The sequence below is a fragment of the Nonomuraea sp. NPDC050643 genome, from assembly GCF_040654715.1.
In the GTDB taxonomy this organism is placed as follows: Bacteria; Actinomycetota; Actinomycetes; order Streptosporangiales; family Streptosporangiaceae; genus Nonomuraea.
The window spans coordinates 39,159-64,633 of sequence record NZ_JBFAIM010000040.1; the positions used below are offsets into that span (position 1 = coordinate 39,159).

The window sequence follows — 25,475 nt, forward strand, 5'->3', positions numbered from 1 at the left end:
TGGATCCAAGAGGCGATCAGGGAGTCTGTGGTGTTGCTTCGCTTCAGAGGGGCCAACCACCGGTCATTTCGCGACGAGTTCGACATCTGGCTGGCCGCCAGCAAGTTCAACCAGGGAGCACGCCGTCCCGCCGGACTGGCCGAAGACCCCGACCTGGCCTACCTGCCGACCACCGCCATCTATGGGTCCAACGCGTCAGGCAAATCCAATGTCCTGTCCGCCATCCGCTGGATGCGTCAGGCGGTGCTGAACTCCGTCCACGGCTGGTCCAGCCTCGACGGTGTGCCCCGTGAGCCGTACGAACTCGACCCGGCGGCCCGTGCCGGCGCCTCCCTCTTCGAGGTGGACATCGTTCTCAACGGTGATCGTTACGTCTACGGCTTCGAGGTGTCCGACGAACAGGTCGAGACCGAATGGCTGCACGTCTACCCAGGCGGGCGGGCTCGTCGGCAGGTCTGGTTCGAACGCGACGCGGATTCCGATGATCTGCTCGCCTTTCCCGGCGAGGGGCTGAAGGGGCCGAAGGAGAGCCTTGTCTCCCAGACACGTCCCAATGCCTTGTTCCTCACGGTCGCCGCGGCCTTCAACCAGCCTCATCTCAAGCCGATCCATGACTGGTTCCGCTTCAACCTGTGGTGGATCAGCCCTGGCCGCGACTTCGAGGAGCGCCAGAGCTTCACCCGCAAGATGCTCGACGACCCACGGCAGCGGGATCGCATCGTCCGGCTGCTCAAGATCGCCGATCTGGGTGTCGTCGGGACCGAGGTCGACGGCTTGACCGGTGAACTCCGGCTTCTTCACCAAGGCCCCTCCGGTCCTGTGCCGTTGAGCTACGAACAGCAGGAATCCATGGGGACGCGGTCCTGGTTCGCTTTCATCGGCCCTCTTCTCACCGCGCTCGACCGAGGGGCGGTTCTCCTCGTCGACGAACTCGACACCAGCTTGCACCCCCTGTTCGCCGCCGATGTCCTCCGGCTTTTCCGGGATCCGGCGGCCAACCCGAACAACGCCCAGCTCATGTGCACGCTGCACGACGCGGGCTTCTTGGGGCGTGCGCACATCTCCCAGCCTTTGGAACGCGACCAGGTCCGGATCACCGTCAAGAATCCGGATGGCGCCTCCGAGATCTACCCGCTGACCGATGCCCGTCCCCGCAAGACCGAGGCACTCGACCGGAACTACTTGGCAGGCGCTTATGGCGGCGTACCGACGCTGACCATCGGCGAGATCGCCGAGACTCTCGCCGAACACCGAACGGAGGCGCCCACCTGATGTCCAAGCGTGGAGCACCCGGTGGCGACTCGGCCCCGCGCACTCCTGCGCGACCCTTCAACCGACATCTATCTGATCATCAAAGCCCTCGGAATCGTCTCGTAAATCCCGGACCACCTGATTTCCAGAGAAGGAGCGAACCGATCGTGTCCAAGGCGGACTGCCGGCCTTCGGTGAGCGACGGGCCGCTGCGGGGCAACGTGGACGACGTCGTCCTCGAACGCGTGGCCCGGCTCGCTCCCTCGCGCTGAACGCCTGCGGGGCGCCGGAGGCGCTGAGCGCCTCTCGGCGAAGCCCTGTCGCGGTGGGCGCCGGCGGCCCACCCGCACAACTACGCTGCCCGGTAGCCCTTCGGCTCTTCCGGGACGAGGATCCACATCACGACGTAGACCACCCAGAGCGGCCCCGGAATGAGCGACAGCAGCAGCCAGAGGATCCGGACGAGGGTGGGCGGCAGGCCCATCTTGTCGGCGAGACCGCCGCAGACGCCGGCCAGGATCCTGTGCTCTCTTGAGCGGTACATGCTGTTCCTCCGTGTGGTTTGTGACCTACCTGAAGAACGGACGGCCGAGCCGCAGGACTCCCGTCACGAACCCTGAGAAAACCCTGTAAGGGTCAGCCATTCATGTGCCATGCCCAGATGTCGGCTGGTCAGTCCATGCCTGGGGTCCACGTGGATGAGGAGGAAATCATCCAGACCCTGATGCACCCTGAGGTATTCCTCGTCCTCCGCCCACACCTGGTCGTCGAACCAGACGAACGGACGGCCGCCCGTGTATTCGGCCACGTGACGGGTCTTGAACATCTCCCCGTGTTCGCTGGGCACGTCGGGGCTCATGGGGATGACCGGGAGCGAGGGCAGGCCGATCCTGGGAGCGATCCAGTCGTTGGCGTGCTGCTCCCACGTGGTCGCCCAGACCAGCTCGGAGCGGGTGGCCAGGGCCAGGTCGAGCAGGCGGCGGCCGTGCCGGGGGTTGAGGTGGACGGTGTAGACGTTCGTGCCGATCGTGCAGCGGTAGCGGCGGAAGTCGGGGGTGGGCCGGGCCATCGGGTTGAGCACGCCGTCCACGTCGAGCAGGAGCAGAGGTTTCACTTAACGGCTCCGGCCCGGTGTTCCTGGGGGCTGACGCCGCGTACGCGTTTGAAGGCCGCGCTGAGCGCGAACGGGCTGCCGTAGCCGACCTTCCTGGCGACCGAGCCGATCGTCGCGTCCGGCTCGCGCAGCAGGTCGGCGGCCAGGGCCAGGCGCCAGTCGGTGAGGAAGGACATCGGCGGCTCCCCGACCAGCTCGGTGAACCGCCTGGCCAGCGAGGCCCTCGACACGCCCACCTCGGCGGCCAGGGTGGCGACCGTCCACGGGTGGGCGGGGTTGTTGTGCAGCATGCGCATGGCCTTGCCCACGATGGGGTCGCTCATGGCGCGGTACCAGGCGGGCGCCTCGTTCGTGGCGAAGTGGCCCCGCAGCACCGCGATGAGCAGCAGGTCGAGCAGCCGGTCGAGGACGGCCTCCTGCCCCGGCTCGTCCTTGACGATCTCGGCGCCGAGCAGCGAGATGATCGGGTCGCCCGGCCGGACGATCAGCGGGGGCAGCGCTTCGAGCAGCCGCCTGCTGACCTCGCCCTCCATGGAGTAGGTGCCGGTGAGCAGCACGGTCTCGCCGTCGGGGTTGTTGCCCCACGACCGGATGCCCAGGTCCATGGCCTCGTAGAGCGACTCGCCGTCGAGCGTGGTGCAGCGCTGGCCGGGGTGGATGACGATCTGCGGCTCGGTGCCGGGATCGTCGGCCACCGTGTACGGCTCCGGCCCCCGGTTGATCGCGACCTCGCCGGGCCGCAGGCGTACGGGCTCGTCGCCGTCGAGGATGACCCACGCCTGCCCGCGCACCAGCGCCGTCACCGACAGCGGAGCCTCGTCCTGAATGCGCAGTGACCAGGGCGGATCCAGGATCGAGCGGAGGAGGAAGGCGCCGCGTGCCCTCGGCCCGTCCAGTAGCGCGGCGAGCTGATCCATGAGCTAGACGATCGCATATGGGATTGCGCTTCTCAACTATGGAGCGTCTTAACAGCATGGTGACTTACTGGACTTATGACAATCCTGGTACTCGGCGGGACCGGCAAGACCGGCCGCCGCATCGCTGACAGGCTCACCGCGCTCGGCCTGCCCGTACGGATCGGCTCCCGCTCGGCCACGCCGGCCTTCGACTGGCAGGACCGCTCCACCTGGCGGGGCGCACTCGACGGCGTCACGGCCGCCTATGTCTCCTACTATCCCGACCTGGCCTTCCCCGGTGCGTACAACGACGTCAAGGCGTTCACGGAGCTGGCCGTGCGCAGCGGCGTACGGAGGCTGGTGCTGCTGTCCGGCCGCGGCGAGGCGGAGGCGCAGGCGAGCGAGCAGACCGTGCGGGAGTCGGGCGCCGAGTGGACGGTGCTCCGCTGTAGCTGGTTCATGCAGAACTTCAGCGAGGACTTCCTCACCGGCTCCGTCCTCGGCGGCGTCATCGCCCTGCCCGCCGCCGACATCCCCGAGCCGTTCGTGGACGTCGAGGACATCGTGGACGTGGCCGTCGCGGCCTTCACCGAGGAGGGCCACACCGGCAGGCTGTACGAGCTGACGGGACCGAGGCTGCTGACGTTCGCCGAGGTGAGCGACGAACTCGCCAAGGCGATCGGGCGGCCGGTCTCGTTCGTCCGGGTGTCACCGGAGGAGTATGTGGCCACGGCCATGGCCAACGGCGCGACCGAGGACGAGGCCCACGGCCTGGCCGCGCTGTTCACGGAGATCCTCGACGGCCGCAACGCCGGCCTGACCGACGGCGTGCGCGAGGCCCTCGGCCGCCCGGCCCGCGACTTCGCCGACTACGCCAGGGCCAACGCCCACGTATGGAAGTCCTAGGACCGCACCACCCGTGCCGGGTCCCAGCCGGGCCGCGGCACGGAGTCGAGCAGCAGCCGGGTGTACGGGTGCTCCGGCTCGGCCAGCACCCGCTCCACCGGACCCCGTTCCACCACCACCCCCCGATGCAGCACCAGCGTCTCCTCGCACAGGTGCCGCACGACGGCCAGGTCATGGCTGACGAACAGCAGCGCGACCCCCGCCTCCCGCCGCACCCGGGCCAGCAGCTCCAGGATCTGCGCCTGGATGGACACGTCGAGCGCGGCCACGGCCTCGTCGAGCACCAGCACCGACGGCTCCACCGCCAGCGCCCTGGCGATCGCCAGGCGCTGGCGCTGGCCGCCGCTGAGCCGGTGCGGCCGCGCCCCCGCCTCCCGGCTGCCGAGCCCCACCTGCTCGAGCAGCTCGGCGGCACGTGACCGCGGCCTGTCGTGCAGCTTGAGCGCCGTGTGCAGGCACTCGGCGGCCGTCAGCCGGGGGTCGAGCGAGATGTACGGGTCCTGGAACACCATCTGGATCTCCCGGGCCCTGCGCAGCCTGGCGGCCTTGCCGCGCTCCTTCGCCCGGCGCTCCCGCCCGCCGACGGTGATCGTGCCAGAGTCGGGGGTGGCCAGGCCGACGAGCATGCGGGCGATGGTGGTCTTGCCCGAGCCCGACTCGCCCACCAGGCCGAGCGAGCCGCCGGCGGCCAGGTCGAACGAGACCGCGTCGGCGGCGGCCGTGGCGCCGTAGGTCTTGCACAGGTCGCGTACGGCGAGCATCAGGCCTCCACGAGGCGGCAGGCGGCGGAGCCGCCGGATACGGTCACGGGCTCGGGCCGCCACTGCGCGCACGCGTCGGCGGCGTGCGGGCACCGGGGGGCGAAGGGGCAGCCGGTGAACGCGTCGTCCAACGAGGGCGGGCGGCCGGGGATGGGCCGGATGGGGCGGGGGTCGCCCAGCTCCGGCGTGCAGGCCAGCAGCCCCGCGGTGTAGGGATGGCGGGGGTCCTCGAACAGCTCCTTGGCCGGCCGCGACTCCACCACCGTCCCCGCGTAGAGCACGTGCACCCGATCGCAGAACGCGGCGGCGAGCTGCAGGTCGTGTGTGATGAACAGCATGCCGAGCGACCGCTCCGCCTGGACCCGGCGCAGCAGCGCGAGCGTCTCGGCCTGGGTGGTGACGTCGAGCGCGCTCGTCGCCTCGTCGGCCAGCAGCAGCGCCGGGTCGGCGGCCAGCGCGGCGGCGATGACCACGCGCTGCAGCATGCCGCCGGAGAGCTCGTGCGGATATTGCCGCAGGCGCAGCTCCGGATCGCGCATCCCGACCGCCGCCAGCAGCTCCAGGGCCCGCGCCTGGGCCTCGGCCTTGGGGCGGCCCAGCGTGTGGACCATGCGTTCGGTCAGGAAGTCGCCGATCCGGCGGACCGGGTTGAGCGACGAGCGCGGATCCTGGTAGATCATCGACACCTGCGCGGCCCGCAGGTCGCGCAGCGCGGCCGGGGACATGGTCAGCACGTCGTCGCCCGACACCGTCACCCGGCCGGACACGCGTGCGCCGGAGGGCAGCAGGCGCAGCACCGAGCGGGCGATCGTGGACTTGCCCGAGCCGGACTCGCCCACCAGGCCCACGATCTCGCCCTTGCCGACCGTGAGCGACACCTCGCGCAGGATCGGCCGCCGGCCGCCCGCCTCGATCGTCAGCCCTTCCACGGAGAGCAGCATCACGTCCCCCTCACGCCCATGCGGTCGGCCACGCGCACGCCGATCACGTTGAACGACACGACCACCAGAGCGATGGCCGCGCCCGGCACCAGCACCGGCAGGAACGCCCCCTGCACGATCGCCGGCTGCCCCTCCTTGACCATCAGCCCCCAGTCGGAGGACGGCGGCTGCGCCCCGAACCCGAGGAAGCTCAGCGTGGCCAGGCTCATCAGCCCCTCGCCGAACAGCACGACCAGGTAGCCGACGATCGAGCGCGCCATGTTGGGCACCAGATGCCGCACGCAGATCGTGAACCCGCCCATGCCCTGCACCCGGTAGGCGTCGATGTACGGCTTGCCGCACTCGGCCAGCGCGACGCTCCTGGTGTATTTGGCGATCGTCGGCGTGTACGCCAGCCCGAGCGCGACCACCGCCGTCGTCATCCCGTTGCCGAACACGGCCACGATCAGCACCACGAACAGCAGCCCGGGAAAGGCGTACATGACGTCGGTCAGCCGGGACACCACGGTGTCGACCCAGCCCCGGTGCCAGGCGGCCAGCGTGCCGAGGGCGACGCCGAGGACCGAGGCGATGGCCAGCAGCGCCAGGGGGCCGATCAGGGAGGTGCGGGCGCCGTAGAGGACCCTGGTGAGCAGGTCGCGGCCCGACTGGTCGGCGCCGAGCAGGTGGCCGGGGCCCATCGGCGCGAGCGTGGCGGCGAAGTCGACCGCGTCCGGCTCGTAGGGGGCCACCAGCGGCGCCAGCGCCGCCGCCACCACGACCAGCCCGAGGAAGGCGGTGGCCAGCCAGTAGCCGACGGGCCGCGCGGGCCGGATGGACAGCGTGGCGACCGTCATGCCCGCCTCCTCACTCTGGGGTCGATCAGCGGCTGCGCCAGCTCGACCAGCGTGGTCACCGCGATGTAGGCGGTGACCATGAGCAGCAGCACGGCCTGTGTCACGGGGAAGTCGTGGGTGTTGATCGCGTGCACCAGCAGCGAGCCGATGCCGTTGAGGCCGAACGCGGTCTCCACGGTCACCGTCCCGGCCAGCATCCCGGCGGTGACCAGGCCGCACATGGTCACGATGGGCCCGAGCGCGCCCCTGAACACGTGCCGGACGACGATCAGCCGCTCGGACAGCCCCGAGGCGCGGGCCACGCTCACGTGGTCGAGCTCGCGCTGCTCGATCATGGACTGCCTGGTCACGCGGCTGATGATGGCCAGCGCGCCGAGCGCCAGCGTCACGGCGGGCAGCGTCAGGTGCCACAGCGAGCCGCCGCCCATGACCGGGAACCAGCCGAGCTGCACGCCGAACAGCGAGATCAGCGCCGTGGCGATGACGAACGACGGCACGGACGTGGCGAACGTGGTGCCCGCGACGACGGCCGAGTCGGTCCGGCCGCCGCGCACCGCCGCCAGCACCCCGAGCGCGACCCCGAACACCACGAACAGCACCGCCGCGTACGCCACCAGCCCCAGCGTGCTCGGCAGCCGGGCCAGCAGCAGGTCGAAGACCTGGTCGTTGTACTGCGTGGAGCGCCCGAGGTCGCCGGTCACCGCGTCGCCGAGCCAGCGCCCGTATTGCACCAGGAACGGGTCGTCGAGGTGGTATTGGGCGCGGATGGCCGCCAGGTATTCGGGGCTCAGGTTCTCCTTGCCGCCCGCCAGGAACGTCACCGGATCTCCGGGCGCCGCGTAGGACGCCCCGAAGATCACGAACGAGGTGGCGAGCAGCGTGGCGACCAGCCCGGCCAGCTTGCGGACCACTGGCTCAGCCCTTGGCCCCGAGGTCGACCGCCCACGGGTAGCCCATGTGGACCTGGGAGGCGGGCGGGCCGCTCACCTTGCCGCCGAGCACGACCGCGTTGGGCACCTCGACCAGCGAGATCCACACCATGTCGGCGGTGAAGAGCCGCTGCAACTCGATGACGTCCTTGGCGCGGGCCGCGTCGTCGGTGGTCTCCAGCGCCTTGGCCACGAGCTCGTCGTAGCCGGGCGAGCTGAACCCGACCCAGTTGTTGGCCGAGCCGCTCAGGCCGTTGTCGTAGAAGCCGATGGGGTCGGACTTGGTGATGTACCAGTCGTCGGGGACGAGGTCGACCTGGGCCCGCAGTGACTTGTCGGTGTAGAAGCTGCCGAACTCGGACGCCGGGACGGACTTGATCTGCACGTTCAGGCCGATCTTCTTGGCCGCGTCGACGACGGCGTTGGCGATGACCGTGCGCGACTGCTCGCCGTCGGTCGCCACGATGATCGGCTCCTTCGGCGACCCGGCCTCCTGGACCAGCTTCTTGGCCTCCTCGAGCCGCGGCGAGTCGGGCGCGCCCTGGAGCTGGTCGTAGGCCGCCTGGAACGCCTCCTTCTCGTAGGACCACGCCCCCGCCCCGACCGGCACCTTCCACGGCCTGGCCAGCCCCGCGAACCCGGACCTGGCGATGCCCGCCCGGTCGACGGCCAGCGACAGCGCCCGGCGGATCTTCGGGTCCTTCATCACGCCGCGATCGGTGGGCAGCAGCACGAACACCCGCGTGGTCGCGCCATAGGCCACGCTGACCGCCTGGTTGCTCTGCAGCGCCACCGCGGGCCCGGTGTCGGACAGGTAGGCCCCCTGCGCGGCCCCCGTCACCAGGCTGTTGACCAGCGCCGTGTCGTCGGCCCACTGGAACGTGACGCTCTTGGTGAGCGGCTTGACGTCCTTGTTCCAGTAGGCGTCGTAGCGCTCGATCGTCATCTTCGACCCCGACACCCACTCCTTGAGCCGGTAGGGCCCACTGCAGGCGTCGTCGTGCCCGGGGGTGCCATAGTCCTTGCCGAGCCGGTCGACGACCTTTTTGTTGAGCACGATGCCCGCCCCGCCCGCGATGGCCTGGACGAACAGCGCGTTGGGCTTCTTGAAGGCGATCGTGACCTCGTGCTCGCCGGTCTTGGTGACGGACGCGACGTCGTCGAACTCGTCGGATTCGTCCATGCCCTCGCCCGAGTGCCGCTTCAGGCTCCACACCACGTCGTCGGCCGTGACCGGCGAGCCGTCGTGGAACGTGGCGTCCTGGCGCAGCGTGAGCACCATGGTCTTCGGGTCGGGCTGCTCGGCCTTCTCCGCCAGCCAGGGCTTGACCGTCATGTCGGGCTGGGTCTGCATGAGACGCTCGCAGACGTTGGCCATGACCGTGCGGTTGGGGGTGCCGCCGTCGGCGTCGAGGTCGAGGGTGCCGGGCTCCTCGTCGAGCAGCCACACGGCGTTCTCGAGCGGGCCCGCGGCCTTGGCCGTGCGCTCGACGAGGGTGAGCTTGGCGGGGTCGGGTGCCTTGGTCGTGGCGGCGGGGCCGCCGCACGCCGCGACCAGGCCGGCAACGGCGACCAGGGGGATGAGTCTCTTCACGGGGTCACTTCTCCAGGCGGTCCGTCGTAGAGGTTCCAGGGCACGCGCTCGTACTCGTGGTCGCAGGGCGTGCCGGCCGCGATCAAGTAGTCGCCCGTGGTGAGGTCGACGCAGCTCGACAGCAGGGTCGCCCACCGCTTGACGGCGGGCTGGGTCTCGTCGGGGTGGGTGCAGAGGGACTCGGGGTAGCCCAGGTGGTCGGACATGGCGAGCCTGATCCGCTTGCGGGCCTCGTCGGTGCCGGACGCCTCGCGTACGGCCCGCAGCCCGCCCTCGGCCCTCGGCACCCGGAACAGCGAGTCGGCCGAGCCGGGCCGGTAGGAGGCGGCGAGCTGGGGTGGCACGAACGCCTGGTAGTGGTTGCCGTGCACGAGCAGCCCGTCGGTCGGATACATCCAGCCGACCGCGCCCGGCGTGGTCTCCAGGTCGATCGCGAACCCGTCGCGATGCGTGACCAGCGCGTTGCTGGCGATGTGGGCCCGCGACTTGGTCAGCGCCTCCAGCGCGGCGTTGAGGTCGCCGCTGTCGAGCACCCGCCGCCTGATCAGCGTCTGCGGCACGCCCACCGAGTCGTCGAAGCGCCCGCCGAGCCCGTTGGCGTTGAGCGCGATGCCCGCCGAGTTGGCCCCCTGCCGCCCGACCTGCCCCGCCTCGACATGCATGATCACCGTGGGCCTGCCGGGCTGGACCACCCTGAGCACCATCAGCGTGTCGCGCACGCCGTGGCGCCAGTCCCAGTTCTGGCCGGCGTAGACGTGGCCGTCGCCGGACGCCTCGCCCATCATCGCGAACGACGTGCACCCGTCGGGCTCCATGGAGCTGAAGGTGGTGTCGTAGATGATCTCGCCGCGGGCGTTGAGCGCGAGCACGTCGAGGAAGCCGATCCCGGCGCCCTCGGCGATGCCCTCCATCTCCTCGACCAGTTCGGGGGCGAAGGCCCTGCTCGGCTCGGCCCAGCGCGCCGCCCGCTCGAGGACCTGCCCCCACGACAGGCCGCTGGAGTGCGCGAACGCCTCCGCGTAGTAGGTCAGCGCCCGCTCGATGCGCACGCGCGCCTGCTCGCCGTATTGCCGCCCGCGCTCACGTGGAGCGCCCGAGATCTCGACGAGGGGCAGGGAAGTGAGGCTCAATGGTGCTCCTTGGACCGGCCGGCCGGGACCCTGTAACGTTCATTTCAGGGGGCGGCGAGTCTGTAGCGGTCGTTTCCAAGGCCAAGAGTAATGAGCGCTACACGGGAGTCAAGAGCTGTAATGGAAAATACACACAGCCCAGTCGAGCAGCTCAGGGCGCAGGTCAGGCAGCTCTGGGACGAGCTGTCGCCGGCCGAGCGGGCGGTGTGCCACTACTTGATCTCCGCCTCGCCCGAGCAGATCCTGTTCGCCAGCGCGCAGGAGCTGGGCAGCGCGACGGGCACCAGCAACGCCACCGTGGTGCGCACGATGCAGCGCCTCGGCTTCGGCGGCCTGCCGGGGCTCAAGCGGGCGCTGGCGGCCGAGTTCACCTCGGCGGTGGCCCCCGACGTCCGGCTCAAACAGCGCATCAGCCACGTCGGCCAGGACCTGTCGGGCATCTGGGAGCGGGTCTTCGACGAGGCCCGCGAGCGCGTCGAGCACTGCAGCAGGCTGCTCGACCCGCAGACGTTCAAGAAGGCAGTCGAGCTGCTGGTCAACGCGCCCGGCGTGTTCGTCTACGGCGCGGGCGCCTCAGAGCCGGCCGCCCGTCACCTGGCGCTCAAGCTCAACCGGCGCGGCCACCGGGCGCGCGCCGTGTCGGCGACGGGCTTCTCCCTGGCCGACGACCTGCTCTCGCTCGCGCACGGCGAGGTGCTGGTGATCTTCCAACCGGCCCGCAGGCTCAAGGAGATCACCGTGCTGATCGACCGGGCGCACGCGGTGGGGGCCGGCATCGTGCTGATCTCCGACGAGCTCGTCGGCCCGCTCGCCGACCGCGTCGACGCCGTCCTGGCGGCCCCGCACACCCCCACGGGCATCACGGCCGAGCCGCTGACCGGCATCATCGTGGCCGACGCGCTGCTGCTGGCGCTCGACTCGCTCGACGAGTCCCGTTCCGTCGAGCACTCCCATCAGCTCAGCGCCTTACGAGAGCAGCTCATCGGCCCCCGCCCGACCAGCAGATGAACATCAGCTGAATTGCCGCGTTCGTCACTCACCCCTCCGGCGTCCACGGAGTTCGCCCGCCATGGAGCCACTACGATCCTCTGAGCGTCCCGCGTTCTGAGAGGTGTCGTCGTGATCGGCTGGCTAGAAGCGGTGGTTCTGGGGTTGGTCCAGGGGCTGACGGAGTTCCTGCCGATCTCCTCCAGTGCCCACATCCGTGTGGTCTCCGCTTTCGCCGGCTGGCAGGACCCGGGGGCGGCGTTCACGGCGGTCATCCAGCTCGGCACCGAGACGGCCGTGCTGATCTACTTCCGCAAGGAGATCTGGGAGATCATCTCGACCTGGACGCGCTCCCTGTTCAACAAGGACCTGCGCGGCCACTGGGCGGCCCGCATGGGCTGGTACGTCATCGTCGGCACCCTGCCCATCGCCATACTCGGCCTGCTGCTGAAAGACCAGATCGAGACCGTCTTCCGCGACCTGCGCCTGGTGGGCACCACGCTGATCGTCTTCGCGCTCATCCTGTGGTTCGCCGACCGCACCGCCCGCAACAAGCTCACGCTGGAGAAGCACCTCAGCTTCCCCCACGCCATCGTCTACGGCTTCGCCCAGGCGCTGGCCCTGATCCCCGGCGTGTCCCGCTCGGGCGGCACCGTGACCGCGGGCCTGCTGCTCGACTACCGGCGTGAAGACGCGGCCAAATACTCGTTCCTGCTGGCCATCCCGGCGGTGCTGGCGTCGGGGGCGCTGGAGCTGACCGAGATCGGGGAGGGCCAGGCCCCCGCGTGGGGGCCCACGATCCTGGCCACGGTCATCTCGTTCATCGTCGGCTACGCGGCCGTGGCCTGGTTCCTGCGCTACATCAGCACCCACCGCTTCACCGGCTTCGTCATCTACCGGATCATCCTCGGCTTCTTCGTGATCCTCGCGGTCACCGCGGGCTGGATTCCGGCTCAGGGCTGAGGCGCCCGGTGGCCGGGAGCGCCGCCGGGTAGTACGCCGCCCACGCCTCGTCGCCCATGCGCAGGATCTTCAGCCCGATCCAGCCCAGGGCGGCGACGGGCGCGACCCAGAAGGGCACGGTCGCCGGGCCGTACGGGACCGCGAACGACCCCAGATAGCCGGCGGCCACGACCACGGGCGCCCACCAGCCCACGAACCCGGCCCGCCACACAGCCGCGACCAGCACCGGCAGGCCGATGAAGCCGAAGAACATCCACGGCATCTGGAAGCCGAAGATCACGCCGGGCAGGCCCAGCATCTCGTCCATGATGCGCTGGGCCTCCTCGGGCGAGTAGCGCTGACCCAGCCACCACTCCACGGGGTCGCTCAGCAGCAGCCCGGAGAGCTGCAGATAGCCGATCATCGTGAGCGCCCCGGTCACGTGGCCGAGCCGGACGGCCTTGCGCCTGGTGAGGTGCGTCAGGCCGAGCACGGCCACGGCCATGAGCATCCAGCTCCAGTGGTAGAGCACGGACTGGGTCTGGGCGAGGGCGGGGTTCTCCCCGAAGCTGACCGCCTCCCGGTCGTCGCCCCAGGTGCCGGGGTCGACGACGACGGCGACGGCCTGGAGCAGCGGCGCCGCGATGAGCAGGACTCCGGCCGCGACCCGCCGGAAGGTCACCTGGTTGTTCAACATGGCGCCGACGGTAGGTGTCCGGCCCGCCGCCCGTCGTCCGCCTGCGGGGCGACCGCCCGTCCCCTGCCGGGAGGAGAAGATCGGGACGCCGCCCCGGAGTCACACCGTCCGGGGGTAGCGGCTGCACAGGGCGAAGACGACGGCGAACAGGGTCCAGGCGGTGACGTACGCGACCGGGTGGGCCCAGGTGTCGCCGACGACGTCGGCCAGCGCCGTGCGGCCCTCGAAGTAGACCGCCAGCCCCGCCACCGCCCCCGGGACCGCGCCCCACCACCGCCGCCACCACACGTCGTACGCCACCACCTCGAACACCACGAGTGCGATCGGCCCGAACAGCAGGAACGTCAGCCCCGGCGGGTGGGACAGCAGCGCGGCCAGCACCATGACCGCCACCGCCGAGCCCACCGTCAGCAGGACGACGAGCCCGAAGGGAGCCGGCTCGGCACGGGGATCGCCGGTCGGCGGGACGGGCTCCGGTTCGGCGCCGGGAACGGGCTCGTCGATCGGGTCGCGGTCGTCTGGCACGCCCGCCATTCTGGCCGACGGACGCCGAGGACGGGCACACCGAAGCGCCGCCCCCGCGGATCGAGCGGCAGGCCGCCACGAGGCCGCCACCCGGGCAGCCGAATTCCACATGGTTGAATAGATTCATGGCCGAAGAGCGTGGCAGGCGTCCGGGCAACCCGCGGACCAAGGAGCAGATCCTGACGGCGGCGATCGAGTCGTTCGTGGCCCACGGCTACGGCGGCACCACGATCAGGGCCGTGGCCCGTGCGGCGGGCGTCGATCCGGCGCTGGTGATGCACTTCTTCGGCAGCAAGGACGGCCTGTTCGCCGCCGCGATCAAGGAGAGCATGCCGGTCACGCTGATGGTCGAGGCCATCGACGGCGACGAGGCGCACATCGCCGAGCGGCTGGCCGCGCGCTACCTGAGCCTGTGGGAGGACCCGGCGCACGGCCCCACGCTCAAGGCCGTGCTGCAGGCGGCCGCCGCCACCCCGGCGGCCGCCGACCTGCTCAAGGACCTGATGCGCACGGAGCTGCTCGGCCCGCTCATGCGGAACCTGTCACAGGACCACGCCGAGCTGCGGACCCTGCTGGCGGCCTCGCACATGATCGGCCTGGCGATGATGCGCTACGTCCTCAAGGTGGAGCCGCTGGCCTCGACGCCGGCCCACCTGGTCGCGGCCGCCGTCGCGCCCGCGCTGCAGCGCTATCTGACCGGCACGCTGACCTTGGCGGAGACGGCCGACTCCCGATAGGTGACCAGGGTGAACAACAGCGCCACCAGCCCGGTCCCGGCCGACAGCACCACCACCCCCGTCCTCCCGTACGCGTCCAGCGCCGCCCCTCCGGCGATCCCGGCCAGGAACAGCCCGACGTACTGGGCCGACGACAGCAGCCCCAGCCCGATCGGCACGTTGCCGGGCACCGCCGCGACGGTCCTGAACTGCTGGGCCGGACCCGCCAGCCAGCCGAGCGCGCCCCACAGGAAGCCCCACACCAGCGCGATCGGCAGCCCCAGGTTCGCGACGGGGATGAGGGCGATGAACACCGTGCCCGCCGCCATGCTGATCAGCACCACCTTGCGCGGCCCGTACGTGTCCGTGAACCGCCCGCCGAGCTGGTTGCCCACGATGCCGCCGACCCCCCACGCCCACAGCACGGCCGCCAGCGGCAGGTCGAACAGCGACCCGATGTAGGTATAGGCGCTGAACGCCGCCCCGAACAGCAGCAACTGCGACCCCAGCACCGCCAGCACCCGCCGGTCCCCCAGCGGCGCGAACCGCTCCCGCAACCGCCCCGACGTGGCGATCGTGACCCGGGGCACCACGGCGGCCACCCCGATGAACCCGGCCACGCCGAGCACCGCCACCATCCACAGCGTGGCCCGCCAACTCGCGGCCGACCCCAGCCAGGTGCCCAGCGGCACGCCGATCGCCGACGAGACGGTCAGCCCGCCCATCACCAGCGCCAGCGCCCGTCCGCGCCGCTCCGGGGCGGTCAACGCGTTGGCCACGCCCGACGCCGTGGGCGTGAACATGGCCGCCCCCGCCGCCGCGACCACCCGCGTGGCCAGGACCAGCGGGTACGTCGGAGCCAGCGCGGTCAGCACGTTCCCCGCCACGAACACGCCCAAGGCCAGCAACAACAGCGTCTTACGGGACAACCGCGCGGTCAGGGCGGCCAGCAACGGCGACAGCACCGCGTACGCCAAAGCGAAGACCGTCATCAGTTGCCCCGCCGCCGACACGGAGATCCCCAGGTCGGCGGAGATGGGGGGCAGCAGCCCGGCCGTCACGAACATGCCGGTGCCTATGGCGAAATTTCCGGCGGCGAGCGGATAGAGCCGCGAACTCATGGAAAGCCTCCAGCAGAAAAGTTGGATGCCCATCAAACTGACCTATAGTTGGATCGTTGTCAAACAATAAGACGGAGGTAGGGTTCAACCATGCGCCTGCTACCGCACCCCGCCACGGAGGACATCCAGCTCACGGAGGTCCTGCGGGCGCTGTCCGACCCCGTCCGCCTCGAAATCGTCATCCGCCTGTCCGAGTGCGGGGAGATGACGTGCGGCGAGGCCGGCGACGCGCTCGGCGTGCACAAGTCGACGGCCTCGCACCACTACCGGGCGCTCAGGGAGGCCGGCGTGATCATGTCCAAGCAGGAGGGGCGGCTCAAGTACATCAGCCTGCGCCGCGACGCCCTCGACGCCCGCTTCCCCGGGCTGCTCGGCTCGATCCTGTCCGCGACCCCGTCCGCGCTGCGGCCCGGCTTCGGGATCGAGGCCCATGCGGGCTCCTGACGCGCCCGCCGACCCGACCGGCGCGCTGCCCATCCGGCACGTGCTGCCCGAGCTGCTCTCCGTCCTCGACCGGCACGGCAGCGCGGTGCTGACCGCCCCGCCGGGCACCGGCAAGACGACGGTGGTGCCGCTCGCCCTGGCCGAGACGGGCCTGCGGGTGCTGGTGGCCGAGCCGCGCCGGCTGGCCGTACGCGCGGCGGCCCGGCGGATGGGCGTCAGCTACACGATCAGGGGCGAGCGGCACACGGGCGCGAACCCCATGGTCGAGGTCGTCACGACCGGCGTGCTGCTGCAGCGGCTCCAGCGCGACCAGGAGCTCGGCGGGGTCGACGCGGTCATGCTCGACGAGTGCCACGAAAGGCACCTCGACGCGGACACGGCGCTGGCGTTCCTGCTCGACGTACGCGACACGCTCCGCCCCGACCTGCGCCTCCTGGCCACCTCCGCGACCGCCGACGCCGCCCCGTGGGCCGAGCTGCTCGGCGGCCCCGTCGTCGCCGCCACCGGCGTCACCCATCCCGTCGAAACGGTGTGGGCCCCGCCCGGCCGCCCGGTCGCCCCGCCCCACGGCCTGCGCGTCGACCCCGCGCTCCTGTCGCACGTGGCCTCGGTGGTCCGCCGCGCGCTCACCGAACGCGACGGCGACGTGCTGTGCTTCCTGCCGGGCGTGGGCGAGATCGCCAGGGTGGCCGGGATGCTGGCGGGTGACGTGGAGGTCCTCCAGGTGCACGGCCAGGCGCCACCGCACGTCCAGGACGCCGTCCTGGCCCCGGGGACCGCGCGGAGGGTGGTGCTGGCCACGTCGGTCGCCGAGTCGAGCCTGACCGTGCCCGGGGTGCGCGTGGTGGTGGACTCCGGGCTGGCCCGCGAGCCGCGTACCGACCATGCCCGGGGCCTCGGCTCCCTCACCACGGTCAGGGTGTCGAAGGCGTCGGCCGGCCAGCGGGCCGGGCGGGCCGGCCGGGAGGCCCCCGGGGCGGTCTACCGCTGCTGGACGGAGGCCGAGCACGAGCGCCTCGCCGACCACGCCCGGCCGGAGATCGTGCTCGCGGACCTGACGGGGTTCGCGCTGCAGGCGGCCTGCTGGGGCGTGCCCGACGCGACCGGCCTGGCCCTGCTGGACCCGCCCCCACCGGCCGCGATGTCCGCCGCCACGCGCACCCTGGAGGCGCTCGGCGCGCTCGGCGGGCAGGACCGGGTGACGGAGCGGGGGCGGCGGATGGCGCTCGCGGGCGTGCACCCGCGGCTGGCGCGGGCCCTGCTCGACCTGGGCCCGGAGGCCGCCGAGGTGGTGGCCCTGCTGTCGGAGCAGCTCCCGCGCGACGCGCCCGACGACCTGGTGGAGGTCTGGCGCGCCGCCCGCCGCGGCGGCACCGGCTTCGCGGCCCGCTGGCGTCAGGAGACCAAGCGCCTGCGCCGCACGGCGACGGCGACGGCGACGGCGACGGCGACGGCCACGGCCACGGCGACGGGAGCCCGGAGGAGCGACGACGAGCTGGCCGGGATGGCGGTCGCGCTGGCGTTCCCCGAGCGCGTGGCGCGCCGGCGGGGCGGCGGCCATCTCATGGCCTCCGGCACCCAGGCCCAACTCCCCGACAACTCCAAGCTGCGCACCGCCGAATGGCTGGCCATCGCGATCGCCGACCGCCCCACCGGCTCGGCCTCGGCGCGCGTCCGGCAGGCCGTGGTGATCGACGAGGCCACCGCCAGGCTCGCGACCGGCACCACGGTCGAGGACGAGATCACCTGGCGCGTCCCGCCGGGCGAGCGCCGCGGCGACGTGTCCGCCCGCACGGTCGAGCGCCTGGGCGCGATCGAGCTGTCCGCCACCCCGCTCAGGAACGCCGACGTCCGCGAGGCCATCCTGTACGGCCTGCGCGCCGAAGACCTCCTCACCTGGACGAAACAGGCCAGGGACCTGCGCGACCGCCTGGCCTTCTGCCACCGCGCGATAGGCGCTCCCTGGCCCCCGATGGACGCGCTGATCGACCTGGCCGACCAGTGGCTGGAGCCCGAGCTGTCCAGGGCCCGCCGCCGCGCCGACGTGGAGCGCATCGACGTGGCGGCGGCGCTCAAGCGCCTGATCCCGTGGAGCGAACGCCTGGACCAGACGGCCCCCGAACGCCTGGAGGTGCCGAGCGGCTCGAACATCCGCGTGGACTACTCGGGCGAGCAGCCGGTCCTGGCCGCGAAACTGCAGGAGCTGTTCGGCTGGCAGGAGACACCGCGGATCGCGGGCGTGCCGGTCCTCGTCCACCTGCTCTCCCCCGCGGGCCGCCCGCTGGCCGTCACGGCGGACCTGGCCTCGTTCTGGCGCGACGCCTACCGCTCCGTACGCGCGGAGATGCGCGGCCGCTACCCCAAGCACCCCTGGCCGGAGGACCCCCTGACGGCCCCGCCCACCCGCCGCACGAAAGGCAGGCCATGACCGACCCGTTGACGGAGGCGGTCCGCGACAACGCCGCCTGGTGCGACCTGATGTGCCGCGCCCACGGCCGGCCCGGCACGTTCGCGACCAGGGCGTGGACCAACCCGGCCAGAACCCCGCCCTTCTACCCCGACGCCGTCACGCTCTCCCCCCACGCGAGCGCGGCCGACGTGCTCGGCCACATCGACGCGAGCGCGGGCGCCTCGGTCAAGGACAGCTTCGCCACGCTCGACCTGCCCGGCTTCGACGTGCTGTTCGAGGCCCGGTGGATCCACCGCCCGGCCCCCGCGTCGGCGGCCACCGGGTGGGAGGTGGTCGAGGACGCCGCCACGCTCACCGCATGGGAGCAGGAGTGCTTCGGCGGCGACGTGCGGGGCCTGTTCCTGCCGCCGCTGCTGGCGGAGGCCACCGTCGTGTACGGACGACGGGAGGGCTGCGGCGCCGTGCTGACCCCCAACGGCGCATCGGTCGGCGTCTCCAACGTGTTCGGCGACGACGCCTGGCCGGGCACGCTGGCCATGGCGGCCAGGTTGTTCCCCGGCCGCCCCCTGGTCGGCTACGAGAGCGACCCGGCCCCCGCCGTCGAGCACGGCTTCAGCACGATCGGCCCGCTCAGGGTCTGGCTCAAGGCATGAGATCGTCGAGCGTCGGGTTCTCCACGACGGGATGCTCCTCGGTCCCGACGCCGACGTCCTTGAACCCGCTCGACGTGGTGACGCACACGACGGGCCCGCCGAAGTCCCGCCGCAGCCTGCGGTAGCCGGCCAGCCCGGCGGTGCCCGACAGCTCCTGCCACAGCCCCTGCCGGGCCAGGTCGCGCTGGGCCCTGCGCATCTCCTCGTCCGTGACCAGCACCGCCTCGCCGCCGCTGTCGCGGACGGCCAGCACACCCCGGTAGCCGCCGACCGTGCCGGCGATGCCGTACGCGTCGCTGGGCCGCCCCAGCTCGACGACCGCGGCGTCCGCGCCGGTGGCCAGCGCCCGCGCGTGGGGGCCGCCGGAGGCCGTCTCGCAGGAGAACATCCGCGGCGTCCGCTCCGCGAGCCCGAGCAGTCGCAGCTCGGTGAACCCCTTCCAGATCCCGAACAGCAACTCGGCGTAGCCGGTGGGCGCGAACACGGCCGCGGGTATCCGGCCGAGTTGCAGGAACAACTCGTACGCGATCGTCTTGTAGCCCTCGGGGCCGAACGGGTGGCCGGTGTGCGTGACGGTCTGGTTGCTGACCGAGTGGTAGCCGAGCCGGTCCACGACCTCCCGCAGCAGCGGCCAGCGGGCGTCGGCGGGCATGGAGACGACCTTGGCGCCGTACGCGCGGGCGAACGCCTGCGCGGCCGGCGGCGAATCCGCCGAGGTCAGCACGATCGCGGGCAGCCCTGCGCGGGCCGCGTAGGCGGCGGCCGAGGCCCCGTGGTTGCCGGAGGAGGCCACCACCACGCCCGGCGCGCCGGCACGGACGGCGGCGCTGACCGCGACGCGGTTCAGCCGGTCTTTGTGGGACCAGGTCGGATTGCGCGACTCGTCCTTGATGTAGACGTCGTCGAACGCGACCAGCGGTGTGCCGCCCTCCCCCAGCGTGGGCACGTCGAGCGGCGGCAGCAGGGGCGACCATCGCGCGATGTCCGTGCCCGGCTCCTGGGTGAACAGGTCCCTGTCCACCCGGGCGTAGTCGTAGACGACCTCCAGCGGGTAGGCGATCTCGGCGGTGCTGGTCACGGGGCAGCCCCGCGTCAGTGGCGGGAACAGCCGGAACTCGGCCGATGGGTCGCCCAGGGAGCGCTGGCGGAGGGCTAGCGAAGGTCCGTTCACGTGGATCGACCCTATCGAGCCTCGCAACCAAGAGTGAAAAGCTGCACACTCTAGTCATGTTGTGGGCAGGCAGGTCCGCCATCGAGATCGCGACGGCCGTCCGGAATGGAGACGTCAAGGCCGCGACCGTCGTCGAGGAGCATCTCCACGTCATCTCGGAGCGGGATTCCATGGTGGAGGCGTTCCGGCTGGTCAGAGAGCAGGCCGTGGACGAGGCCGAGGCGCTGCAGAAACGGCGAGACCTGGCGGAGCTGCCGCTCGCCGGCGTGCCGGTGGCCGTCAAGGACAACCTGGAGGTGGCCGGGGAGTCCACGCGCGGCGGGTCGGCCGTCACGGCGGACACGCCCGCGCCCGAGGACCACGTGACGGTCGCCCGCCTGCGTGCCGCCGGCGCGATCGTCATCGGCCTGACCAACCTGCCCGAGCTGGGGCTCGTCGCGTTCGGCGACAGCGCCTACGGCATCGTGCGCAACCCGTGGAACACCTCCCGTACGGCGGGCGGCTCGTCGGCGGGCAGCGCCGCGGCCGTGGCGGCGGGCATGGTGCCGATCGCGCTCGGCAACGACGGCATGGGCTCGCTGCGCATCCCGGCGGCCTGCTGCGGCGTGCTGGCCATCAAGCCGGGCACCGGCCTGGTGCCCGCGCCCACGGACGACTGGGACCGGCTCACCGAGAACGGCCCGCTGGCCACGACCACCGCGGACCTGTCACTCGCGCTGTCCGTGCTGGCGGCCGACCCGGCGCTGGCCGAGGCGTGGCGCGGCGGCCGTCGGGTCGAACCGCCGCCGCGCATGCTGCGCTCGGTCTGGGCCGACGACGACGAGGTGTGGGAGCCCCAGCCGCCGCCCGGCGGCCCGGAGCCGTTCGACCTGCGGGTGGCCTACGCCCCCCAGCCACTGCCCCACGGGCTGTCCATGGACAAGGAGTTCCGGTCCGCCGTCCGCGGGGCGGCGGAGACGCTGCGGGTGGCCGGGCACACGGTGGTCGAGCACGGGCGCAGGCTGCCGGCCTGGCTGGGCCCGGCCACGATCGCGACCTGGCTCGTCCGGGCCGGCCTGTCGGCCGACGGGCTCGACCGGCAGCGCCTCGAACCCCGCACCAGAGGGCTCGCCCGCGTCGGCCGCGTGCTGGGCGCGCTCAAGCTCGACGGCGTACGCGGCCGTCAGCGCTGGAGCGGCTACGGCGCCGACCAGTGGTTCGGCGACGCCGACGTGCTGATCACGCCCGCCCTCGCCGCCGTGCCGCCGAAGGCCGAACGCTGGGGCGAGCGCGGCTTCCTGCGCAACGCGCTCACCAACATCCGCTACGCCCCCGCCACCGGCGCCTGGAACATGTGCGGCTGGCCCGCGATCACCGTCCCCCTGGCCACCCACTCGACCGCGCTGCCCATCGGCGTCCAGCTCATCGCCCCGCCCGGCGGCGAGCCGCACCTGCTCGGCCTGGCCGCCCAGCTCCAGGCCGCCCACCCGCCGCTGCGCCCGCCCGGCTTCTCGTTCTGAGCCTGCACCTGGCAGGTGTACCCCCGACAGGGTGCTGCCTCCGATCGCGCGCCTGGCACAACCTGGGCCGCATGGAAAGACTTGGAGTGCGCGAGTGGCCGGTCCTCCTCACGCTCTGCGGCGCGACGTTCATGACCGGGCTCGACTACTCGATCATCACGGTCGCCCTGCCGGAGATCGGCCGCGACCTGGGCTTCGCCACACGGGGTGACCTGCAGTGGGTGGTGACGGCCTGCCTGCTGCCGACGGCCGCGCTGATGCCGTTGTTCGGGCGGGTGTCGGACGTGGTGGGGCGGCGCAGGTCGTTCGCGCTGGGCGTGGCGGCGTTCACCGGCTTCTCACTGCTGGCGGCCCTGGCCCCGGCGCCGGCGGTGCTGGTCGGGGCCCGCGCGGGGCAGGGCGTGGCGGCGGCCGCGATCGGACCGGCCGCGCTGGCCCTGATGACCACCGCCTTCGCCGAGGGCCCGCGCCGGACGAGGGCCATGGCGGTGAACGGCGCGCTGCTGTCGCTCGGGTTCGTGGCCGGCACGATCGGCGGCGGCCTGGTCACCAGCGGGCTGAGCTGGCGCTGGACCATGATCGTCCTGGTCGTCATCGGCCTGGTGGTGCTGGCGGGGGTGTTCACCGTGGTGCCGCGGGCCGGGGGCGCGGGCGTGGCCCGGCTGGACGTGCCCGGCGCCGTGCTGGCGAGCGCCGGGTTGTTCGCGCTGGTCTACGGCATCTCGGCGGGCTCCTGGGTGAGCGTCGTGGCGGCCGGGCTGCTGCTGGGGGTGTTCTTCGCGGTCGAGGCCCGGCATGCCGCGCCGCTGGTGCCCCCGCGGTTGCTGCGGCGGCCGACCGTGCTGTGGGGGATGGGGACGGCGCTGGTCACGTACGCGATGTGTGGTGGGGCGACACTGCTGCTCAGCGTGTACATGCAGGACGTGCTGGGGTGGTCCGCGCTGCGGAGCGGGCTCGCCTTCCTCGGGGAGGGCGTGGCGGCGCTGCTGGCGGGCGGGGTGGCCGCCCGGGTGATCGGCGCGCGCGGCGCCGGGCCGGCCGTGGTGCTCGGGCTGAGCGTGCAGGCGGCGGGGACGGCGGCGATGGCGTTCCTGCCGGCACAGGCGGGGCTCGGCGTGCTGCTGCCCACGTCGGCGGCGATGGGGTTCGGTCACGTGCTGACCGTGGTGGCCGCCGTCACCGCGATCACCTCCGGGCTCGGCCCGGCCGACCAGGGGGTGGCGGGCGGCCTCGCGCAGATGCCCGCCTTCGTCGGCGGGATCGGCGTGGCCGCCTTGACCGCGATCGCCTCCGCGCACACCGGCCTGCTGGACGGCCTGCGTACCGCATTCGTGGTGGCGGGCGCGATCGCCCTGCTGGGAACGGCGGGCGGCGGCCTGCTGTGGCGCGCCACCGCCCGCGAAACCCGTCCGGAACCGACGCCGGAACCGACGCGGGGACCGACCCCGGAACCGACCCCGGAACCGGCGCTCAGGCCGGGACCGGCGCCCGGCTCCGGACCGGTGCTCAGATCCCGATCGGGTGCCAGACCGTCTTCGTCTCCAGGAGCTTCGTCATCCGGCCCGTGCCCGGATCGGCCGTCCACTCCTCCCGGGCGGGCCGCAGGACGCGCTTGAGGTTCTCCGCCGCCGCCTGCTCGCAGCGCAGCGCCAGGTCGTCGTCCGCGACCCCGGTCAGGTCGATCGCGTTGACGTCCATGTGCGCCGCCAGCCAGGGGGCCAGCTCGGCCCGCTGCCCGGTGAGGAGGTTGACCACGCCGCCGGGCAGGTCGGAGGTGGCCAGCACCTCGGCCAGGGTTATCGCGGCGAGCGGGGACGGCTCGGACGCGACCACGACGCAGGTGTTGCCCGTCACGATCGCCGGGGCCACCACGGACACCAGCCCGAGCAGCGGATCGTCGGGCGCGACCACGGCCACCACACCGGTCGGCTCGGGCGAGGACAGGTTGAAGTAGGGGCCCGCCACCGGATTGGCCGCCCCGCGCACGGCAGCGATCTTGTCGGACCACCCCGCGTACCAGACCAGCCGGTCGACCGCGGCGTCCACCTGCTCCAGCGCCGCCCGCTTGCCGACGCCCAGTTCCTCGGCGAACTGCGCGCGCCGCCCCTCCAGCATCTCGGCGACGCGGTAGAGGATCTGCCCCCTGTTGTACGGGGTCGCGCCCGACCAGCCGGGGAACGCCTTGCGGGCGGCCACCACGGCGTCACGGGCGTCCTTGCGCGAAGCCCGCGAGGCGTTGGCGAGGAACTCGCCCTTGGCCGAGGTCACCGGGTAGGACCTCCCACTCTCCGAGCGTGGGAACGCCCCTCCGATGTACAGCTTGTAGGTCTTTCTGACGGACAACCTACTCATCGCCGCGCCCCCTCCACATGGACTCCTGCGACATCTGGACCGGCACGAAGACCTGCCCGCACCGGCTCACGCCGCAGCGGTGGGCGTACCAGCCGGTGCGTACGGGACGGCCGGCCCTGGCGAAGGCGTGGTCCCTGGTGGCCTGGGCCCGGCGCCGGGCCCGCCGGGGACGGCGGTGCTCACACGTCAAGGTAGGCCTCCAGCCCGTGCAGGCCGCCTTCGCGGCCGTACCCGGATTCCTTGTAGCCGCCGAAGGGCGACGCCGGATCGAACTTGTTGAACGTGTTGGCCCAGACCACACCCGCGCGGAGCCTGTCGGCCATCCACAGGATGCGCGAGCCCTTCTCGGTCCACACGCCGGCGGAGAGCCCGTAGGGGGTGTTGTTGGCCTTCTCCACCGCCTCGGCCGGGGTGCGGAAGGTCAGCACCGACAGCACCGGCCCGAAGATCTCCTCCCTGGCGATGCTGTGGGACTGCGCGACCCCGGTGAACAGCGTCGGCGGGAACCAGAAGCCCTTGCCGGGCAGCTCGCACGCGGGCGACCACCGCTCGGCCCCCTCCGACTCGCCGATGTCGCTGAGCCGCCGGATCTTGGCGAGCTGCTCGGCCGAGTTGATGGCGCCGATGTCGGTGTTCTTGTCGAGCGGGTCGCCCAGGCGCAGCGTGCTCAGCCGGCGCTTGAGCGCGGTCAGCAGTTCCTCCTCGACCGACTCCTGCACCAGCAGCCGCGACCCGGCGCAGCACACGTGGCCCTGGTTGAAGAAGATGCCGTTGACGATGCCCTCGACGGCCTGGTCGATGGCGGCGTCCTCGAACACGATGTTCGCGGCCTTGCCGCCCAGCTCCAGCGTGAGCTTCTTGCCGGTGCCGGCCACCGCCCTGGCGATGATCCGGCCGACGTCGGTGGAGCCGGTGAAGGCCACCTTGTTCACGTCGGGGTGCGCGACCACGGCCGCGCCGGTCTCGCCTGCGCCGGTGACGATGTTCACCACGCCGGGCGGCAGGTCGGCCTGGCGGCAGATGTCGGCGAACAGCAGCGCGGTCAGCGGCGTGGTCTCCGCCGGCTTGAGCACCACCGTGTTGCCGCAGGCCAGCGCCGGGGCGATCTTCCAGGCCAGCATCATCAGCGGGAAGTTCCACGGGATGACCTGCCCGGCCACGCCCAGCGGCTTGGTGCCGAACCCGGCGTAGGCCAGCTTGTCGGCCCAGCCCGCGTAGTAGAAGAAGTGGGCCGCCACCAGCGGCAGGTCCACGTCGCGGGACTCGCGGATCGGCTTGCCGTTGTCGAGCGACTCCAGCACGGCGAGCTCCCGCGCCCGCTCCTGGATGATGCGCGCGATCCTGAACAGGTATTTGGCCCGCTCGGCGCCGGGCAGCGCGCTCCAGGCGCCGAACGCCTTGCGCGCCGCCTGGACGGCGCGGTCCACGTCGTCGGAGGAGGCCGTGGCGACCTCCGCGAGCGTCTCTTCCGTGGCCGGGTTGACGGTCTTGAACGGGGTGCCGGAGCCGTCGACGAACTCACCGTTGATGAACAGCCCGTAGGAGGACTTCAGGTCGACGATGTCGCGCGACTCGGGTGCCGGTGCATACTCAAACATCG

The 25,475-nt window shown here is 72.1% G+C and carries 26 protein-coding genes; 10 read left to right on the forward strand and 16 right to left on the reverse strand.

What is annotated here, in order from left to right; all coding sequences use genetic code 11:
* The first annotated feature begins 30 nt into the window (after nucleotides 1-30).
* Nucleotides 31-1,272 (forward strand): ATP-binding protein, encoded by a 1,242-nt coding sequence (locus tag AB0I15_RS39855; protein WP_358107850.1) that lies wholly within the window; start codon nucleotides 31-33, stop codon nucleotides 1,270-1,272.
* A gap of 331 nt (nucleotides 1,273-1,603) precedes the next feature.
* On the opposite strand, the gene AB0I15_RS39860 is transcribed toward AB0I15_RS39855, so the two are convergent.
* From AB0I15_RS39860 to AB0I15_RS39870, 3 genes are all read right to left on the reverse strand, one after another.
* Nucleotides 1,604-1,795: a PspC domain-containing protein gene (locus tag AB0I15_RS39860; protein WP_358107853.1), complete on the reverse strand. Its 192-nt coding sequence runs from the start codon at nucleotides 1,793-1,795 to the stop codon at nucleotides 1,604-1,606.
* Between the two features lie 63 nt (nucleotides 1,796-1,858).
* Complete coding sequence (locus tag AB0I15_RS39865) at nucleotides 1,859-2,365, reverse strand: HAD domain-containing protein (protein WP_358107856.1); 507 nt, start codon at nucleotides 2,363-2,365, stop codon at nucleotides 1,859-1,861.
* A complete protein-coding gene (locus AB0I15_RS39870; protein WP_358107859.1) occupies nucleotides 2,362-3,282 on the reverse strand; it encodes an AraC family transcriptional regulator in 921 nt (306 codons plus the stop codon). Before AB0I15_RS39870 ends, AB0I15_RS39865 begins: the two co-directional genes overlap by 4 nt.
* Nucleotides 3,283-3,357: 75 nt before the next feature.
* Here AB0I15_RS39870 and AB0I15_RS39875 point away from each other — a divergent pair, with 75 nt between their 5' ends.
* On the forward strand, nucleotides 3,358-4,167 hold the full coding sequence (locus AB0I15_RS39875) for an NmrA family transcriptional regulator (protein ID WP_358107862.1): 810 nt from the start codon (nucleotides 3,358-3,360) through the stop codon (nucleotides 4,165-4,167).
* On the opposite strand, the gene AB0I15_RS39880 is transcribed toward AB0I15_RS39875, so the two are convergent.
* Genes AB0I15_RS39880 through AB0I15_RS39905 form a run of 6 tightly spaced genes read right to left on the reverse strand, consistent with a single transcriptional unit; the run spans nucleotide 4,164 to nucleotide 10,358 of the window.
* Entirely contained in the window at nucleotides 4,164-4,928 is a 765-nt protein-coding gene (locus AB0I15_RS39880; RefSeq protein WP_358107865.1) for an ABC transporter ATP-binding protein, read from the reverse strand. The two genes, AB0I15_RS39875 and AB0I15_RS39880, sit on opposite strands and share 4 nt — an antisense overlap.
* On the reverse strand, nucleotides 4,928-5,869 hold the full coding sequence (locus AB0I15_RS39885; protein ID WP_358107868.1) for an ABC transporter ATP-binding protein: 942 nt from the start codon (nucleotides 5,867-5,869) through the stop codon (nucleotides 4,928-4,930). The genes AB0I15_RS39880 and AB0I15_RS39885 overlap by 1 nt, the downstream gene beginning before the upstream one ends.
* A complete protein-coding gene (locus tag AB0I15_RS39890) occupies nucleotides 5,869-6,705 on the reverse strand; it encodes an ABC transporter permease (RefSeq protein ID WP_358107871.1) in 837 nt (278 codons plus the stop codon). The genes AB0I15_RS39885 and AB0I15_RS39890 overlap by 1 nt, the downstream gene beginning before the upstream one ends.
* Nucleotides 6,702-7,616: an ABC transporter permease gene (locus AB0I15_RS39895; RefSeq protein WP_358107874.1), complete on the reverse strand. Its 915-nt coding sequence runs from the start codon at nucleotides 7,614-7,616 to the stop codon at nucleotides 6,702-6,704. Before AB0I15_RS39895 ends, AB0I15_RS39890 begins: the two co-directional genes overlap by 4 nt.
* 4 nt (nucleotides 7,617-7,620) lie before the next feature.
* Nucleotides 7,621-9,228 carry an ABC transporter substrate-binding protein gene (locus tag AB0I15_RS39900; RefSeq protein WP_358107877.1) on the reverse strand — a complete coding sequence of 536 codons (1,608 nt, stop codon included), beginning with the start codon at nucleotides 9,226-9,228 and terminating at the stop codon, nucleotides 7,621-7,623.
* The gene (locus tag AB0I15_RS39905) at nucleotides 9,225-10,358 is read right to left on the reverse strand and encodes a C45 family peptidase (protein ID WP_358107880.1); all 1,134 of its coding nucleotides are present in this window, start codon (nucleotides 10,356-10,358) and stop codon (nucleotides 9,225-9,227) included. Before AB0I15_RS39905 ends, AB0I15_RS39900 begins: the two co-directional genes overlap by 4 nt.
* Before the next feature lie 120 nt (nucleotides 10,359-10,478).
* Here AB0I15_RS39905 and AB0I15_RS39910 point away from each other — a divergent pair, with 120 nt between their 5' ends.
* Both AB0I15_RS39910 and AB0I15_RS39915 read left to right on the forward strand, forming a co-directional pair.
* Nucleotides 10,479-11,366: a MurR/RpiR family transcriptional regulator gene (locus AB0I15_RS39910; protein WP_358107883.1), complete on the forward strand. Its 888-nt coding sequence runs from the start codon at nucleotides 10,479-10,481 to the stop codon at nucleotides 11,364-11,366.
* 111 nt (nucleotides 11,367-11,477) lie between these two features.
* Nucleotides 11,478-12,308 (forward strand): undecaprenyl-diphosphate phosphatase, encoded by an 831-nt coding sequence (locus AB0I15_RS39915; RefSeq protein ID WP_358107886.1) that lies wholly within the window; start codon nucleotides 11,478-11,480, stop codon nucleotides 12,306-12,308.
* On the opposite strand, the gene AB0I15_RS39920 is transcribed toward AB0I15_RS39915, so the two are convergent.
* Together AB0I15_RS39920 and AB0I15_RS39925 are read right to left on the reverse strand one after the other, a co-directional pair.
* Nucleotides 12,277-12,984, reverse strand: coding sequence for a hypothetical protein (locus AB0I15_RS39920; protein WP_358107889.1), 708 nt, complete (start codon nucleotides 12,982-12,984; stop codon nucleotides 12,277-12,279). The genes AB0I15_RS39915 and AB0I15_RS39920 overlap by 32 nt on opposite strands.
* 99 nt (nucleotides 12,985-13,083) lie before the next feature.
* Nucleotides 13,084-13,509, reverse strand: coding sequence for a hypothetical protein (locus tag AB0I15_RS39925; protein ID WP_358107892.1), 426 nt, complete (start codon nucleotides 13,507-13,509; stop codon nucleotides 13,084-13,086).
* Between the two features lie 125 nt (nucleotides 13,510-13,634).
* On the opposite strand from AB0I15_RS39925, the gene AB0I15_RS39930 reads away from it, so the two are divergent.
* Nucleotides 13,635-14,246 (forward strand): TetR family transcriptional regulator, encoded by a 612-nt coding sequence (locus AB0I15_RS39930; RefSeq protein ID WP_358107894.1) that lies wholly within the window; start codon nucleotides 13,635-13,637, stop codon nucleotides 14,244-14,246.
* Here AB0I15_RS39930 and AB0I15_RS39935 read toward each other — a convergent pair.
* Entirely contained in the window at nucleotides 14,198-15,346 is a 1,149-nt protein-coding gene (locus AB0I15_RS39935; protein ID WP_358107897.1) for an MFS transporter, read from the reverse strand. The genes AB0I15_RS39930 and AB0I15_RS39935 overlap by 49 nt on opposite strands.
* Nucleotides 15,347-15,436: 90 nt before the next feature.
* Here AB0I15_RS39935 and AB0I15_RS39940 point away from each other — a divergent pair, with 90 nt between their 5' ends.
* Genes AB0I15_RS39940 through AB0I15_RS39950 form a run of 3 tightly spaced genes read left to right on the forward strand, consistent with a single transcriptional unit; the run spans nucleotide 15,437 to nucleotide 18,853 of the window.
* Nucleotides 15,437-15,790: a helix-turn-helix transcriptional regulator gene (locus tag AB0I15_RS39940; protein WP_358107900.1), complete on the forward strand. Its 354-nt coding sequence runs from the start codon at nucleotides 15,437-15,439 to the stop codon at nucleotides 15,788-15,790.
* Complete coding sequence (gene hrpB, locus AB0I15_RS39945) at nucleotides 15,777-18,218, forward strand: ATP-dependent helicase HrpB (protein ID WP_358107903.1); 2,442 nt, start codon at nucleotides 15,777-15,779, stop codon at nucleotides 18,216-18,218. Before AB0I15_RS39940 ends, hrpB begins: the two co-directional genes overlap by 14 nt.
* On the forward strand, nucleotides 18,215-18,853 hold the full coding sequence (locus AB0I15_RS39950; RefSeq protein ID WP_358107906.1) for a hypothetical protein: 639 nt from the start codon (nucleotides 18,215-18,217) through the stop codon (nucleotides 18,851-18,853). Before hrpB ends, AB0I15_RS39950 begins: the two co-directional genes overlap by 4 nt.
* On the opposite strand, the gene AB0I15_RS39955 is transcribed toward AB0I15_RS39950, so the two are convergent.
* Nucleotides 18,843-20,024: a pyridoxal-phosphate dependent enzyme gene (locus AB0I15_RS39955; protein ID WP_358107909.1), complete on the reverse strand. Its 1,182-nt coding sequence runs from the start codon at nucleotides 20,022-20,024 to the stop codon at nucleotides 18,843-18,845. The genes AB0I15_RS39950 and AB0I15_RS39955 overlap by 11 nt on opposite strands.
* Nucleotides 20,025-20,080: 56 nt before the next feature.
* Between AB0I15_RS39955 and AB0I15_RS39960 the strand changes: the two genes are divergently transcribed.
* Both AB0I15_RS39960 and AB0I15_RS39965 read left to right on the forward strand, forming a co-directional pair.
* Nucleotides 20,081-21,523 carry an amidase family protein gene (locus AB0I15_RS39960; protein ID WP_358107912.1) on the forward strand — a complete coding sequence of 481 codons (1,443 nt, stop codon included), beginning with the start codon at nucleotides 20,081-20,083 and terminating at the stop codon, nucleotides 21,521-21,523.
* Between the two features lie 71 nt (nucleotides 21,524-21,594).
* On the forward strand, nucleotides 21,595-23,139 hold the full coding sequence (locus AB0I15_RS39965; RefSeq protein WP_358107915.1) for an MFS transporter: 1,545 nt from the start codon (nucleotides 21,595-21,597) through the stop codon (nucleotides 23,137-23,139).
* Here AB0I15_RS39965 and AB0I15_RS39970 read toward each other — a convergent pair.
* From AB0I15_RS39970 to AB0I15_RS39980, 3 genes are read right to left on the reverse strand one after another with little or no spacing between them, the layout of a single operon-like run.
* Nucleotides 23,030-23,875 (reverse strand): aldehyde dehydrogenase family protein, encoded by an 846-nt coding sequence (locus tag AB0I15_RS39970; RefSeq protein ID WP_358107918.1) that lies wholly within the window; start codon nucleotides 23,873-23,875, stop codon nucleotides 23,030-23,032. The genes AB0I15_RS39965 and AB0I15_RS39970 overlap by 110 nt on opposite strands.
* The gene (locus AB0I15_RS39975) at nucleotides 23,868-24,065 is read right to left on the reverse strand and encodes a hypothetical protein (RefSeq protein ID WP_358107922.1); all 198 of its coding nucleotides are present in this window, start codon (nucleotides 24,063-24,065) and stop codon (nucleotides 23,868-23,870) included. Before AB0I15_RS39975 ends, AB0I15_RS39970 begins: the two co-directional genes overlap by 8 nt.
* Complete coding sequence (locus AB0I15_RS39980; RefSeq protein ID WP_358107925.1) at nucleotides 24,055-25,473, reverse strand: aldehyde dehydrogenase family protein; 1,419 nt, start codon at nucleotides 25,471-25,473, stop codon at nucleotides 24,055-24,057. Before AB0I15_RS39980 ends, AB0I15_RS39975 begins: the two co-directional genes overlap by 11 nt.
* Nucleotides 25,474-25,475 lie beyond the last annotated feature (2 nt).

Excerpts from the sequence above, each read along its gene's own strand:
- AB0I15_RS39870 (WP_358107859.1), bottom strand. The coding sequence starts at position 3,282 with ATGGATCAGCTCGCCGCGCTACTGGACGGGCCGAGGGCACGCGGCGCC.
- AB0I15_RS39860 (WP_358107853.1), bottom strand. The coding sequence starts at position 1,795 with ATGTACCGCTCAAGAGAGCACAGGATCCTGGCCGGCGTCTGCGGCGGT.
- AB0I15_RS39875 (WP_358107862.1), top strand. The coding sequence starts at position 3,358 with ATGACAATCCTGGTACTCGGCGGGACCGGCAAGACCGGCCGCCGCATC.
- hrpB (WP_358107903.1), top strand. The coding sequence starts at position 15,777 with ATGCGGGCTCCTGACGCGCCCGCCGACCCGACCGGCGCGCTGCCCATC.
- AB0I15_RS39935 (WP_358107897.1), bottom strand. The coding sequence starts at position 15,346 with ATGAGTTCGCGGCTCTATCCGCTCGCCGCCGGAAATTTCGCCATAGGC.
- AB0I15_RS39885 (WP_358107868.1), bottom strand. The coding sequence starts at position 5,869 with ATGCTGCTCTCCGTGGAAGGGCTGACGATCGAGGCGGGCGGCCGGCGG.
- AB0I15_RS39950 (WP_358107906.1), top strand. The coding sequence starts at position 18,215 with ATGACCGACCCGTTGACGGAGGCGGTCCGCGACAACGCCGCCTGGTGC.
- AB0I15_RS39980 (WP_358107925.1), bottom strand. The coding sequence starts at position 25,473 with ATGTTTGAGTATGCACCGGCACCCGAGTCGCGCGACATCGTCGACCTG.
- AB0I15_RS39970 (WP_358107918.1), bottom strand. The coding sequence starts at position 23,875 with ATGAGTAGGTTGTCCGTCAGAAAGACCTACAAGCTGTACATCGGAGGG.
- AB0I15_RS39960 (WP_358107912.1), top strand. The coding sequence starts at position 20,081 with ATGTTGTGGGCAGGCAGGTCCGCCATCGAGATCGCGACGGCCGTCCGG.
- AB0I15_RS39880 (WP_358107865.1), bottom strand. The coding sequence starts at position 4,928 with ATGCTCGCCGTACGCGACCTGTGCAAGACCTACGGCGCCACGGCCGCC.
- AB0I15_RS39965 (WP_358107915.1), top strand. The coding sequence starts at position 21,595 with ATGGAAAGACTTGGAGTGCGCGAGTGGCCGGTCCTCCTCACGCTCTGC.
- AB0I15_RS39910 (WP_358107883.1), top strand. The coding sequence starts at position 10,479 with ATGGAAAATACACACAGCCCAGTCGAGCAGCTCAGGGCGCAGGTCAGG.
- AB0I15_RS39920 (WP_358107889.1), bottom strand. The coding sequence starts at position 12,984 with ATGTTGAACAACCAGGTGACCTTCCGGCGGGTCGCGGCCGGAGTCCTG.
- AB0I15_RS39890 (WP_358107871.1), bottom strand. The coding sequence starts at position 6,705 with ATGACGGTCGCCACGCTGTCCATCCGGCCCGCGCGGCCCGTCGGCTAC.
- AB0I15_RS39940 (WP_358107900.1), top strand. The coding sequence starts at position 15,437 with ATGCGCCTGCTACCGCACCCCGCCACGGAGGACATCCAGCTCACGGAG.
- AB0I15_RS39930 (WP_358107894.1), top strand. The coding sequence starts at position 13,635 with ATGGCCGAAGAGCGTGGCAGGCGTCCGGGCAACCCGCGGACCAAGGAG.